Origin of the sequence: Promicromonospora sp. CA-289599 (genome assembly GCF_050936155.1) — a bacterium.
Taxonomy (GTDB): Bacteria; Actinomycetota; Actinomycetes; order Actinomycetales; family Cellulomonadaceae; genus Promicromonospora.
In genome coordinates this window covers 53,480-66,576 of record NZ_JBNJNI010000001.1, presented here as the reverse complement: position 1 = coordinate 66,576, position 13,097 = coordinate 53,480, and the positions used below count along the sequence as shown (strand labels likewise).

The following is a 13,097-nucleotide window of genomic DNA, read 5'->3' as shown; positions in this document are numbered from 1 at the left end:
GGAGGCCCGAGGCTGTTGCGCGTTCCTCCCTGTTCCGGAAGGAAACAATGGTCCACGAACTACCCGTGACGTTCGAGGTGGTCTCGCTCGGGGCGATGCTCGTCCTGCTGATCGCCGACCTCCTCATCGTCGGCCGTCGTCCGCACGTGCCGTCCATGAAGGAGAGCGCCATCTGGGTGAGCTTCTACGTAGGGCTCGCCGTGATCTTCGGTGGGATCGTCTGGGGCGTCGGTGGCATCACCCCGGCCGCGGAGTTCTATGCCGGCTGGCTCATGGAGTACTCCCTGAGCGTCGACAACCTCTTCGTGTTCGTCATCATCATGGCCCGGTTCGCGGTGCCGCGTGAGCAGCAGCAGCGTGTGCTGATGGTCGGCATCATCATGGCGCTGATCTTCCGCGCCGCGTTCATCCTCGCGGGTGCGGCGCTGATCGAGCAGTTCACGTGGCTCTTCTACATCTTCGGTGCGTTCCTCATCTACACGGCGATCCAGCAGGCGATCCCCGAGAAGCCGGAGGAGCACGACGACTACAAGGAGAACGCGCTCATCCGCATGATGCGGCGCGTGCTGCCGCTGCACCACCAGTACGACGGCGCGAAGCTGCGGACCACCGTCGACGGCCGCAGGCTGTTCACGCCGCTGATCATCGTGTTCCTGGCCATCGGCTCGACGGACGTCCTGTTCGCCGTCGACTCGATCCCGGCGATCTTCGGCATCACCAAGGACCCGTTCATCGTGTTCGCCACGAATCTGTTCGCGCTGATGGGTCTACGGCAGCTCTACTTCCTGCTGGGCGGCCTGCTCGACAGGCTGGTGTACCTGCCCTACGCGCTCTCGGCGATCCTCGGCTTCATCGGCATCAAGCTGATCCTCGAGGCGCTGCACACCAACGCGATCCCCTGGATCAACGGTGGCCACGGCTTCCACTGGGCGCCCGAGATCCCGATCTGGCTGTCGCTCACGGTGATCGTCGTGTCACTGGTGGTCGGCACCGTCGCGAGCCTCATCAAGTCCGCGCACGACGAGCGGGTGGAGGCAGCGAAGGAGCTCGAGCCGTCGGAGGAGCCCTCGAAGTAGGACTCCGAAGCGCCTCGTACGGCGAAGCGACTCGCACGGCGCAGGTAGCAGTACAGCAGGCCGACGGCCGCGTCCACCACGGTGGCGCGGCCGTCGGCCTGCTCGGGCGTCGGTTCAGACGGTCGTGTAGTCCACCTGGATCGAGAAGATGTTGCGGTCACCGGACCGGAGCGTCCCGGTGAACCCGCGCTCGTGCGCCTCGGGCTCGGCGGGTGCCGACGGCTCGACGTCCACCGTGCAGGTCTGACCCGCCGCGGCGAGATGGTCGGCCTGCAGCCGGAAGAGGCCCGCCTGCCACTGGGCGTCCGGCCCGGCCGCGGCCTCCAGGACGTGGTCGAACAGCGCGAACGTCGCGTAGCCCGCCACGGAGACGGGAAGTGCGGGGAACCCGTCGAAGTGCCCCCGGCACATCGAGGCTTCCACCGCCAGCTTGGCCGTGGCGCTGCGGGCGTCGGCCGCGACGTCGACGAGCGGCGCCGGGGCGCTGTACGGGCTGGCCGGCTCCGTCGCGTCCGGTGCCGTGGCCGGGCCCATCAGGCGCCGGAACACGGGCGTCGACATGACGAGGTACTCGAGATCGAGCCGCGCCACGAGGCTTCCGTCGGCGTCGCGCAGCTCGGTCTCGGCGACCGCGCGGTTGCGGCCGGTCATGCGGGCGGTCGCGGTCCCGTGGAGCGTGGTCAGCGTCCCGATCGGCGGGTACATCCGGCCCACCCCGCGGTGCGCGAGGTAGTAGTGCCGTCCGGTGCCCGGGTTGACGGTGGCGGTGGCGGAGAGACCGAGGATGGCGAGGTGCCGCCCAGCCTCCGCGATGTTGATCAGGGTCGCCTGGCGTCCGGTGGGCGTCTGGACCGGGACCGTGGCGGTGGCCAGCCCAGGGACGGGACTGATCAGCTCACCGAGCGCGTAGTACGGCGGCGTCACGCAGATCTGCGGACTGATCTTCGCGTAGGCCACCGTGGTGCTGTCGACAGAGGTCATGCGGGTGCCTCCCGAACATAGCCAGCAGTGCTCCAACTGGCATCATGTGCACCAGAGGCCGCTCAAGACTATTGCCCGGTCAGGACTCTTCGGTCAAAGTTTCCAAATGGTGAAGTATTGGCGGCCTACTCCGCGAGGCCGCCGATCACCACGTCCCACTGGCGCACGCTGCGCTCGGCGATGACCCCCCGCACCTGGAACGGGTCGGCGTCCAGGATCCGCAGCGCGTCCTCGGCCGACTCCGCCTCGAGGACCACCAGTGCGCCGATCCCGCCGTCGACAGGTCCCGAGGCGCGGACCACACCCTCCGCGTTGAGCCCGCGCAGGAAGTCGCGGTGGCTGGGGCGGACCTCGTCACGCGTCGCCACGTCGTCGGAGTAGGTGTAGCTCACGGCGTAGATGCTCATGGCGCCAGACTGCCATCACGAGGGCGGGGCCGGTTAATCGAGGGCGGGCCCGGTTAATTCTTGATGAAGTTGCACCTTCCTCGACGAAGTCGCTCGTCACGGGGCCGCCGCACCGCCACACTCGGACGATGGACGCACGTGAGAACCACTTCGACCTCGTCGTGATCGGCTCCGGCCCCGGCGGCCAGAAGGCCGCCATCGGTGCCGCCAAGCTCGGCAAGCGGGCGGCAGTGGTCGAGCAGCGCGACCACGTCGGCGGCGTCAGCCTGCACACGGGGACCATCCCGTCCAAGACCCTGCGCGAGGCGGTCCTGTACCTGACCGGCCTGCACATGCGCGACGTGTACGGCTCCAGCTATCGGCTCAAGGAACGCATCACCGTCCAGGACCTGCTCGCGCGGCTCCAGCACGTCATCGGCCGGGAGGTCGAGGTGGTGCGCAACCAGCTCGCGCGCAACCAGGTCGAGACGGTGGTGGGCAGCGCCCGGTTCACCGGCCCGCACGACCTCGAGGTGACGGACGGCGAGGGCGACGTCGTCCGGCGCCTGACCGCCGACAAGGTGGTCGTGGCCGTCGGCACCAGGCCCGCGCGGCCCGCGAACATCGCGTTCGACGGCGTCCGCGTGGTCGACTCCGACGGCATCCTCGACATGACGGAGGTGCCGCGGACCATGGTCGTGGTCGGCGCGGGCGTGATCGGCATCGAGTACGCGTCCGTGTTCGCCGCGCTCGGCACGCGCGTCACCGTCGTCGAGGCACGCGACAAGATCCTCGACTTCTGCGACTCCGAGGTCGTCGAGGCGCTCAAGTTCCAGCTGCGCGACCTGTCGGTGACGTTCCGGCTGGGGGAGACCGTCGAGTCGGTGACGGCCAGCAGCGGCGGCACGGTGACCGCGCTGGCCTCGGGCAAGCGGATCCCCGCCGACTGCGTGCTCTACTCCGCCGGACGGCAGGGCTCCACCGACGGCCTCGACCTCGCCGCGGCCGGGCTCGAGGCGGACAGGCGCGGCCGCCTGCAGGTCGACAAGCAGTTCCGGACCGGCGTCGAGCACATCTACGCGGTCGGCGACGTGATCGGCTTCCCGGCGCTCGCGGCCACGTCCCAGGAGCAGGGGCGGCTCGCGGCGTACCACGCGTTCGGCGAGCCGATCTCGTCGCTCCTGGAGCTGCAGCCGATCGGGATCTACACGATCCCGGAGATCTCCTACTGCGGGGACACCGAGGACCAGCTCACCACCGCGGGTGTGCCGTACGAGGTGGGGGTCGCGCGCTACCGCGAGCTGGCGCGCGGGCAGATCGTCGGCGACTCCTACGGGATGCTCAAGCTGCTCGTCTCGACCGAGGACCGCAGGATCCTCGGCGTGCACGTGTTCGGGACGGGGGCCACCGAGATCATCCATATCGGACAGGCGATCATGACCACCGGCGGCACGGTGGACCATCTGGTCGACACGGTGTTCAACTACCCGACGCTCGCGGAGGCCTACAAGGTCGCCGCCCTCGATGCGACGAACAAGATGCGGGACGTCGAACGGTTCGGGCTCTAGCGGTTCGGGCTCCAACGGTTCGGGCTCCAGCGGTTCGGACGGCGAAGGCGCCCGCCCACCGCGAGGTGGACGGGCGCCTTCGTGCGTCTACCGCGACAGGTGAGCCAGGCTCACTTGTCGCCGGCCACCGAGGGGACCTCGGCGTCGGCCAGGGTCACGAGCGCCTGCGCGTGGACCGCGTGCTGCCACTTGCCCAGGTCCTCGATCGTCTTGATCTTGAGCTCGGCGAGCATCTCGTCGTGCTTCGGCGTGAGGCCGAGCAGCGCCGACGGCGGAGCCGCCAGGATCGCGGCGATGCTCTGGTCCTTGTAGGCCTTGTCGACGAGCTTGTTCAGGTTCAGGCTCACGTGCCTGCCTTTCGTCCGTGCGGAAGTGGAGCGGCCGGGCTCTCACCCGACCGAGGGAAGGATGTCGTGGTCGAGGTGGGTATGCAACTTTCATCCGAAATGTCGGATCCGCCGTGCGGGTGATGCGCGACTTTCGGCGCTGTGACGCCGTTCACGAGCGGCTGCGCGACCGTTACGCCGTGTTCGTCCGTGCGTGGTCCTGATCACGGGGTGAACCAGTCTGCCCGTTCCCCTTGCAGTGTTGGACGTTCGTCCGGTTGACTTGCTCATCGTGGTGGTCTCGGAGGTGTCGACCCGGTTGGCCGCCGCGGTCCGGGCCGCCCGCACGGTGGTCCGCCGCGGCCCGCTCACGGCTGCTACGGACGAGCCGCTGGACGGCCTCCGACGGCCGACCGCGCTGCTCGACCCGGCCCAGGCCGTGGTCCCCTTCATGGGCCGTGAGCAGGAGCTCGACGAGCTCCGCACGTGGGCCGAGAGCCCGGCGACGATCAGCCTGCGGCTCATCGTCGCTCCCGTCGGTTTCGGCAAGACCCGCCTCGCGAACGAGTTCGGCAGCCGCATGGGCGAGGCCGGCTGGACCGTCGTCCCCGTGCCGCGCGGCCGGGAGGCCGCCACGGTGCGCGCACGGCCGCAGGGCGACGTGCTCTTCGTCGTGGACAACGCGGCGACCCGGCTCGGCCTCGGCGCGATGCTCGACGCCCTGGCGCGTCCCGCCCACGGACGCGTCCGCGTCCTCCTGCTCGCCCGGGTCGCGGGAGAGTGGCTGCGCCGGCTGCGCTGGGGATCGATGCTGTGGCCGCTGCTCGAGCGTGGTGGCGCGACGCAGATCCCGCTGGACCTCGCGCTGGCACCTGGCCTGCCGGACGGCGCGGTGCTGGAGGCCGCGACCGCCGCGTTCGCCGAGTGTCTCGGCGTCGAGGACCCCGGCGCGTCCGCCGTACGCATGCCGGAACCGGTCGGCGGGACCCGCGTGGTCGACCTGCACGCGGCGGCGGCCCTGGCCGCCCTCGGGGCGGCAGGGGTCCAGGTCCCGGCCACCGAGCTGAACCCGGTGCGCGCGCTCCTGGAGGTGGCCGCGAGTTCGTGGACCCGGTCGGCGCGCGAGGCCGGTCTGGAGCTGACCGTCGACGAGGTCAAGGACGTCATGGCCGCCGTCTGCCTGCTGGGCGCCGACGACGCGGCGAGCATGCGCGACGTGCTGCGCCGGGTGGTCCCTGGGGTGCCCGGCCGCGCCGGCGCGCAGTGGCTGCTCGACCTGCGGCGTCCGGTGGTGGGGCTCGAGGCGAACGCCGTCGGGCACGGCCGCCTCGGCGACGTGCTCATCGCCGACCGGTTCGGCCGGTCGGTCGCCCTGGTCGGCTCGTGCACGTGGGGGCTGTCCCGGAAGGCGGCGCTGCGCGTGGTCCACGTCGCCCGCCGGCTGGAGATCGAGCTGTCGGAGACGCCGGGGGTGGGCGCTCTGGCGGCAGAGCTCCTGCGTCGCGCGGGCGACTCCTACGGCGACGACCCACGCGCCCTGCGGACGTCGTTCCTGCTCAAGCCCCGCGGCGTGATGGACGTGTCGACCGACGACGTGGACAGGGCCGAGCGGTCGGTGGCCGTGGCCCGGGACGCGGCGGGCCGGGCGGAGGCGCTCACCGACCTGGGCATGGCGCTCCGGGACGACGCACGCCTGGCCGAGTCGCTGGACGCGCTGGAGGCGGCCGTGGCCGCGTGGCGCCGCCTCGCGGCGGGCGACCCCGACCGGTACCGCACGGCCCTGGTGGGAGCGATCCACGCCCTGGGCGTCGCGCACTGGCGAGCCGGGATGACGAAGGACGCGCTGGCCGCGCAGCTCGAGGCCGTCGAGCTGACCCGGACGGCCGAGGAACGGGACACCGGCTGGATCGAGGCGGAGCTGGCTCGTGTCCTGATGAGCCTGACCGTCGTCCTGAACGACACGGGTCCTCCCCAGGAGGAGAACGCGCGGTTCATGGAGCTGCTCCCGATCCTCCGGAACCTGGTGAAGCGGGACCCGCGGCAGTGGGGCGTCTTCCTGACGACCGCCCTGTCCAACCGCGCGGTGACGCTCACCGAGAGCCGCCCGGAGGAGGCCCCGGCGTTCGCGCTGGAGGCTGTCGAGCTCAGCCGCAGGATGGTCCTGCAGGCACCCGAGCGGTACCGGCAGGAGCTCGGGTTCGCGCTGACGAACCTCGCCAACTCGTACGCGGCGCTCGGCCGTGACCGGGAGGCGATCGAGCCGCTCGGCGAGGCCGCGGCCCTGCGTCGTCAGCTCGCCCGCGAGAACCCCGCCGCGCACACCTGGACGCTCGCCTACACGCTCGCGTCGCTGGGCGCGGTGCGGTCCCGGCTCGGCGACCTGGACGAGGCGATATCGCTCGAACGCGAGGCCGTGCTGCTGCGCCGTCGGCTCGCGCGCGAGAACCCCGCGCGGTTCCGCAGGATGCTCGCCGCCTCGCTGTCGAACCTCGCGGTCACGCACTCGCGGGCCGGGGAGCCGGACGAGGCGCTGCCCCTGGAGCAGGAGGCCGTGGCGATCCGGCGCGGCCTGGCGGCGGAGGGGCACCCGGGCGAGGAGTACCTGGCGCGCTCGCTGTCCAACCTGGGGGTGCTCTACTCGGAGCTCGGCCGGGCCGAGGACGCCGTCGCGCCGACCGAGGAGGCGGTGGCCCAGCTGCGGCTGCTCGCCGTGGGCGATCCCGAACGCTTCGAGCCGGACCTCGCCGACGCGCTGCTGAACCTGGGCGCCGCGCTCATCGACGCGGGGCGCCCCGAGGAGGGCGTCGAGCCGACGGCGGAGGCCGTGCGCGTGCGCCGGGGGCTCGCGCGCAGGAGCCCCGACCTCCACCTGCCGGGTCTCGCCTCGGCGCTCTCGAACATGGTCTCGGTGCACCTCGACCTGAAGATGCTGGACTCCGCGGCGGAGTACGCCCAGGAGGTCGTGGACGTACGGCGCCGGCTCGTCGACGGGTCCTACGCCCATGAGCAGGACCTCCTGCGGGCCCTCGATCTGCAGGCCCGCGTACGCCGGTCGGGCGTCACCGACGGCCGACCGGTGCGCTGAACCCTGCTGGTCCCCGCGGGGTGTGACGAGTCTGTCAGTGTGACTTCAGCCTGATTTCTAGAACAGGCGTGCGAATGTCAGTGGGTCGCCCTAGGATGCCTCTGTGAGCAATCGTCTCGTCGTCTCGGGAGCCCGAGAGCACAACCTGAAGAACGTATCCCTGGACCTGCCCAGGGACCAGCTCATCGTGTTCACCGGGCTGTCGGGCTCCGGCAAGTCGTCGCTCGCGTTCGACACGATCTTCGCCGAGGGGCAGCGCCGGTACGTCGAGTCGCTGTCCGCGTACGCGCGTCAGTTCCTGGGCCAGATGGACAAGCCCGACGTCGACTTCATCGAGGGGCTGTCGCCCGCGGTGTCGATCGACCAGAAGTCGACCAACCGCAACCCGCGCTCCACGGTCGGCACCATCACCGAGGTCTACGACTACCTGCGCCTGCTCTTCGCGCGCGCGGGCACGCAGTACTGCCCGGTGTGCGGCGAGAAGGTCCAGTCGCAGACGCCGCAGCAGATCGTGGACCAGATCCTCGAGCTGCCCGAGAACACGCGGTACCAGGTCCTGGCACCCGTGGTGCGCGGCCGCAAGGGCGAGTACGCGGACCTGTTCAAGGAGCTGCAGGCCAAGGGCTTCTCGCGGGCCCGGGTCGACGGCGAGGTCGTGCAGCTGACCGACCCGCCCACGCTGGAGAAGAAGCTGAAGCACGACATCGAGGTGGTCGTGGACCGCCTCGTGGCGCGCGACGGCGTGCAGCGCCGGCTGACGGACTCCGTCGAGACCGCGCTGACCCTGGCGAACGGCCTCGTGATGATCGAGCTCGTGGACGCCGACGTCGACGACCTGACGCGTACCCGTAAGTTCTCCGAGAAGCGGGCCTGCCCGAACGAGCACACCCTCGCGCTCGACGAGATCGAGCCGCGGACCTTCTCGTTCAACGCGCCCTACGGCGCGTGCCCGGAGTGCTCGGGCATCGGCTTCCGGCTGGAGGTCGACCCCGACCTCATCGTGCCGGACGACGAGCAGACGCTGCGCGGCGGCGCCGTCGCCCCGTGGGCGCAGACGTCGTCGGAGTACTTCGAGCGCGTCCTGACGGCGCTCGCGGAGGAGATGAAGTTCTCCATGGACGTGCCGTGGCGGGCCCTGCCCGAGCGCGCCCGCGCGGCGATCCTGCACGGGCGCGACCACAAGGTGCACGTCAAGTACAAGAACCGGTGGGGCCGCGAGCGGCAGTACTCGACCGGGTTCGAGGGTGCCGTGACGTTCCTGGAGCGCCGGCACCGCGAGACCGACTCCGACCTGTCCAAGGACAAGTACGAGGCCTACATGCGTGAGGTGCCGTGCCCCACGTGCGGCGGCGCGCGGCTCAAGCCGGAGGTGCTCGCGGTCAAGATCGACGGGCTGTCCATCGCCGACGTCAGCCGCCTGCCGGTGGGCGAGGCCGCCGAGTTCCTCAAGGGCATCGTGCTCGGGGTGCGCGAGGCGCAGATCGCGACCGAGGTCCTCAAGGAGATCCACGCGCGGCTCGGCTTCCTGCTCGACGTCGGTCTGCACTACCTCACGCTGGAGCGCCCGGCCGGCACCCTGTCCGGTGGCGAGGCCCAGCGCATCCGGCTGGCCACCCAGATCGGTTCCGGGCTGGTCGGCGTGCTGTACGTGCTGGACGAGCCGTCCATCGGGCTGCACCAGCGGGACAACCGCCGCCTGATCGACACGCTCACCCGCCTGCGGGACCTGGGCAACACGCTGATCGTCGTCGAGCACGACGAGGACACGATCCGCGCGGCCGACTGGATCGTCGACATCGGCCCGGGCGCCGGCGAGCACGGCGGCGAGGTCATCCACTCGGGCGACTACGCGGGCCTGCTCGAGAAGAAGGAGTCGATGACCGGCGCGTACCTCGCCGGGCGGCGCTCCATCCCGGTGCCGGCCGTGCGGCGGCCGATCGACCACGACCGGCAGGTCACGGTGATCGGCGCGCACGAGAACAACCTGCGCAACGTCGACGTGTCGTTCCCCCTCGGGGTGCTGACCGTCGTGTCGGGCGTGTCCGGCTCGGGCAAGTCCACGCTGGTCAACTCGATCCTGTACACCGTCATGGCGAACCAGCTCAACGGTGCGCGGCGGGTCGCCGGGCGGCACCGGCGCGTGACAGGGCTGGACCAGCTCGACAAGGTGGTGCACGTGGACCAGGGTCCGATCGGGCGTACGCCGCGGTCGAACCCCGCCACGTACACGGGCGTCTGGGACCGGATCCGCAAGATCTTCGCGGAGACCGAGGAGGCCAAGGTCCGTGGTTACGGTCCGGGCCGGTTCTCGTTCAACGTCAAGGGCGGCCGCTGCGAGGCGTGCGCGGGCGACGGCACCATCAAGATCGAGATGAACTTCCTGCCGGACGTCTACGTGCCGTGCGAGGTCTGCCACGGCGCGCGGTACAACCGCGAGACGCTCGAGGTGCACTTCAAGGGCAAGACGGTCGCCGACGTGCTCGACATGCCGATCGAGGAGGCCGCGGAGTTCTTCAAGGCGTTCCCGGCGATCTCCCGGCACCTGTCCACGCTGGTCGACGTCGGCCTGGGGTACGTGCGGCTCGGACAGCCGGCGCCCACCCTGTCCGGCGGCGAGGCGCAGCGCGTCAAGCTGGCGGCGGAGCTGCAGAAGCGGTCGTCGGGTCGTTCGGCCTACGTGCTGGACGAGCCGACCACCGGCCTGCACTTCGAGGACACGCGACGTCTGCTCGGTGTGCTGCAGTCGCTCGCCGACAAGGGCAACACGGTGATCGTGATCGAGCACAACCTGGACGTCATCAAGAGTGCCGACTGGGTCATCGACATGGGCCCCGAGGGCGGTAGCGGGGGCGGTCTCGTCGTCGCGCAGGGTACGCCCGAGGTGGTCGCGGCAGTCCCGGAGAGCCACACCGGCACGTACCTCGCGGAGATCCTCGAGGTACACGCCCAGGCCGGCGAGGTCCCGGTGCTGCCGCCGGCGAAGGGCAAGCCGAAGCGCAAGCCCGCGGCGAAGAGTGCGACCAAGGCGAAGGCGGGCGCCTCCGCCTGACCTGCCGGTCCCCGACGACCCCGGCGGGGACCGGCAGGAGTCGCATGCCAGCCATGGCTTCCCGTCCTGGTCACCCCTAGGGTGGAGCACATGAGCGGAGCCACGCATGACTATGCCGTGACGGTGCGGTGGACGGGCGCCGGGGACAAGGGCACCTCGTCGTACACGTCGTACTCGCGGGACCACGAGATCGACCTGCCGCACAAGCCGCCGCTGCTCGGGTCGGCCGACCCGGCCTTCCGGGGCGACCCGGCGCGGAACAGCCCGGAGGAGCTCTTCGTCGCGAGCCTGAGCCAGTGCCACATGCTGTGGTTCCTGCACCTGGCCGCGGAGTCGGGCCTGATCGTGCGTGAGTACCGGGACTCGGCGACCGGCACCATGCGGGTCGAGGCGCGGGGCGAGGGCGCGTTCACCGACGTGACGCTGCACCCGAGGGTCGTCGTCGACCCAGGCGAGCTCTCGACGGACGAGCACCTCGCGGCCCTGCACCACAAGGCGCACGCGATGTGCTTCATCTCCCGCTCGGTGAACTTCCCGGTTCGCGTGGAGCCGACCCCGGTCCACGTCACCGTCTGACCCCACCCCAGCACTCAACGCTGGGGTGGGTGCGCCCGCGTGTCAGTGGCACCGCATAGGTTTGGGGCATGGCGGATCCAGCTACCTATCGACCCAAGGCGGGAGAGATCCCGACCTCGCCCGGTGTCTACCGGTTCCGTGACGAGCACGGCCGGGTCGTCTACGTCGGCAAGGCGAAGAACCTGCGCCAGCGCCTGGCGAACTACTTCCAGGACGTCGCGAACCTGCACGAGCGCACCCGGCGGATGGTGACGACGGCGGCGTCCGTCGAGTGGACTGTGGTGGGCACCGAGGTCGAGGCGCTCGCCCTGGAGTTCACCTGGATCCAGCAGTACGACCCGCGGTTCAACGTGAAGTACCGGGACGACAAGTCGTACCCGTACCTCGCGGTGACCCTGGGGGAGGAGGTGCCGCGCGCCCAGGTCATGCGGGGTGCGAAGCGCAAGGGCACCCGCTACTTCGGCCCGTACGGGCACGCCTGGGCCATCCGGGAGACGCTCGACCTGCTGCTGCGCGTCTTCCCGGTCCGGACGTGCTCGGCCGGCGTCTACAAGCGGGCGGGCCAGTCGGGCCGGCCGTGCCTGCTCGGGTACATCGACAAGTGCTCGGCGCCCTGCGTCGGCCGCATCAGCGTCGACGACCACCGGGCGCTCGTCCTGGACTTCTGCGACTTCATGGCGGGCGACACCGCCAAGTTCGAGCGCCGGCTCACCAAGCGCATGCAGGAGGCCGCCGCCGAGATGGAGTACGAGCAGGCGGCCCGCCTGCGCGACGACATCGAGGCCCTGCGGCGTGCCACGGAGAAGAACGCGGTGGTCCTCGGCGACGCCACGGACGCCGACGTGTTCGCCCTCGTGGGCGACGAGCTCGAGGCCGCCGTCCAGGTGTTCCACGTCCGCGGGGGCCGCATCCGCGGCCAGCGCGGCTGGATCGTCGAGAAGGTCGAGGACATCACCGACGGCGAGCTCGTGGAGCACCTGCTGCAGCAGGTCTACGGCGCCGCCGACGAGGTGGACGGGGTGGAGGCTCGCGACGCGGTGCCGCGCGAGGTCCTCGTGCCGGTGCTGCCGCCCGACCTGGAACAGGTCGGCACCTGGCTCAGCGGGCTGCGCGGCGCGCGCGTCGACGTGCGGGTACCGCAGCGCGGCGACAAGAAGGAGCTCGCGGCCACCGTCCGCAAGAACGCCGAGCACGCGCTCATGGTGCACCGCACGCGCCGCGCGGGTGATCTCACGACCCGCAGCCAGGCCCTCGCGGAGATCCAGGAGGCGCTCGACCTGGACTCGGCGCCGTTGCGTATCGAGTGCTACGACATCTCGCACACGCAGGGTACCTACCAGTCGGCGTCGATGGTCGTGTTCGAGGACGGCCTGGCCCGCAAGAGCGAGTACCGCTCGTTCAGCATCCGGGGGTCGGACGGCGACGGCGCCCGCGACGACACGGAGGCCATGCACGAGGTCATCACGCGCCGCTTCAAGCGCTACCTGGCCGACCGGCTGAGGTCCAACGACGTCGAGATGGCCGCTGAGCTGTCTGGTGGCGGGCTGTCCGGTGGCGAGCTGACCGGCGGCGAGGTCCCCGCCGACGAACCGGAGGAGAAGGCACGGTTCGCCTACCCGCCGAGCCTCGTCGTGGTCGACGGCGGACCGCCCCAGGTCGCCGCCGCGAAGAGGGCGCTGGACGAGCTCGGCATCACCGACGTCGCGCTCTGCGGCCTGGCCAAGCGCCTGGAGGAGGTGTGGGTGCCGGGGGAGGACTACCCCGTCATCCTGCAGCGCTCCAGCGAGGGCCTGTACCTGTTGCAGCGGGTCCGGGACGAGGCGCACCGGTTCGCGATCACGCAGCACCGCAGGCGGCGCAGCAAGGGCATGACCGCCTCCGTCCTCGACGACGTCCCGGGGCTCGGCCCGGCCCGCAAGAAGGTGCTGCTCACCCACTTCGGCTCGCTCAAGCGGCTCAAGGCCGCGAGCGTCGAGGAGATCGCCAGCGTGCGCGGCATGGGGGACAAGACGGCGGAGGCGGTGGTCGCGGCTCTCAAGGCCTGACGCTG

General features: G+C 70.9%; 9 protein-coding genes. 6 read left to right on the top strand and 3 right to left on the bottom strand.

The genetic code is table 11. From position 1 onward, the window contains the following. The first annotated feature begins 47 nt into the window (after positions 1-47). The gene (locus tag ACQEVI_RS00265; RefSeq protein WP_432893439.1) at positions 48-1,076 is read left to right on the top strand and encodes a TerC family protein; all 1,029 of its coding nucleotides are present in this window, start codon (positions 48-50) and stop codon (positions 1,074-1,076) included. A 114-nt stretch (positions 1,077-1,190) separates the two neighbouring features. Here ACQEVI_RS00265 and ACQEVI_RS00260 read toward each other — a convergent pair whose 3' ends face one another. Together ACQEVI_RS00260 and ACQEVI_RS00255 are read right to left on the bottom strand one after the other, a co-directional pair. Beyond that, the gene (locus ACQEVI_RS00260) at positions 1,191-2,057 is read right to left on the bottom strand and encodes a hypothetical protein (protein ID WP_432893436.1); all 867 of its coding nucleotides are present in this window, start codon (positions 2,055-2,057) and stop codon (positions 1,191-1,193) included. 125 nt (positions 2,058-2,182) lie between these two features. Continuing rightward, a complete protein-coding gene (locus ACQEVI_RS00255; RefSeq protein ID WP_432893433.1) occupies positions 2,183-2,464 on the bottom strand; it encodes a YciI family protein in 282 nt (93 codons plus the stop codon). A 128-nt stretch (positions 2,465-2,592) separates the two neighbouring features. Here ACQEVI_RS00255 and sthA point away from each other — a divergent pair, with 128 nt between their 5' ends. Next, positions 2,593-4,011, top strand: a complete 1,419-nt coding sequence (gene sthA, locus ACQEVI_RS00250; protein ID WP_432893430.1) for a Si-specific NAD(P)(+) transhydrogenase — start codon at positions 2,593-2,595, stop codon at positions 4,009-4,011. 110 nt (positions 4,012-4,121) lie between these two features. Here sthA and ACQEVI_RS00245 read toward each other — a convergent pair whose 3' ends face one another. Further along, positions 4,122-4,358: a hypothetical protein gene (locus ACQEVI_RS00245; protein ID WP_432893427.1), complete on the bottom strand. Its 237-nt coding sequence runs from the start codon at positions 4,356-4,358 to the stop codon at positions 4,122-4,124. 271 nt (positions 4,359-4,629) lie between these two features. On the opposite strand from ACQEVI_RS00245, the gene ACQEVI_RS00240 reads away from it, so the two are divergent. From ACQEVI_RS00240 to uvrC, 4 genes are all read left to right on the top strand, one after another. Then, positions 4,630-7,422 (top strand): tetratricopeptide repeat protein, encoded by a 2,793-nt coding sequence (locus ACQEVI_RS00240; RefSeq protein WP_432893425.1) that lies wholly within the window; start codon positions 4,630-4,632, stop codon positions 7,420-7,422. Between the two features lie 103 nt (positions 7,423-7,525). After that, positions 7,526-10,471 carry an excinuclease ABC subunit UvrA gene (uvrA, locus tag ACQEVI_RS00235; protein WP_432893422.1) on the top strand — a complete coding sequence of 982 codons (2,946 nt, stop codon included), beginning with the start codon at positions 7,526-7,528 and terminating at the stop codon, positions 10,469-10,471. A 90-nt stretch (positions 10,472-10,561) separates the two neighbouring features. Further along, the gene (locus ACQEVI_RS00230) at positions 10,562-11,047 is read left to right on the top strand and encodes an OsmC family protein (RefSeq protein ID WP_432893420.1); all 486 of its coding nucleotides are present in this window, start codon (positions 10,562-10,564) and stop codon (positions 11,045-11,047) included. Between the two features lie 68 nt (positions 11,048-11,115). Continuing rightward, positions 11,116-13,092 (top strand): excinuclease ABC subunit UvrC, encoded by a 1,977-nt coding sequence (gene uvrC, locus ACQEVI_RS00225; protein WP_432893418.1) that lies wholly within the window; start codon positions 11,116-11,118, stop codon positions 13,090-13,092. The last annotated feature ends 5 nt before the right edge of the window (positions 13,093-13,097 follow it).

Excerpts from the sequence above, each read along its gene's own strand:
- ACQEVI_RS00265 (WP_432893439.1), top strand. The coding sequence starts at position 48 with ATGGTCCACGAACTACCCGTGACGTTCGAGGTGGTCTCGCTCGGGGCG.
- ACQEVI_RS00260 (WP_432893436.1), bottom strand. The coding sequence starts at position 2,057 with ATGACCTCTGTCGACAGCACCACGGTGGCCTACGCGAAGATCAGTCCG.
- ACQEVI_RS00255 (WP_432893433.1), bottom strand. The coding sequence starts at position 2,464 with ATGAGCATCTACGCCGTGAGCTACACCTACTCCGACGACGTGGCGACG.
- sthA (WP_432893430.1), top strand. The coding sequence starts at position 2,593 with ATGGACGCACGTGAGAACCACTTCGACCTCGTCGTGATCGGCTCCGGC.
- ACQEVI_RS00230 (WP_432893420.1), top strand. The coding sequence starts at position 10,562 with ATGAGCGGAGCCACGCATGACTATGCCGTGACGGTGCGGTGGACGGGC.
- uvrC (WP_432893418.1), top strand. The coding sequence starts at position 11,116 with ATGGCGGATCCAGCTACCTATCGACCCAAGGCGGGAGAGATCCCGACC.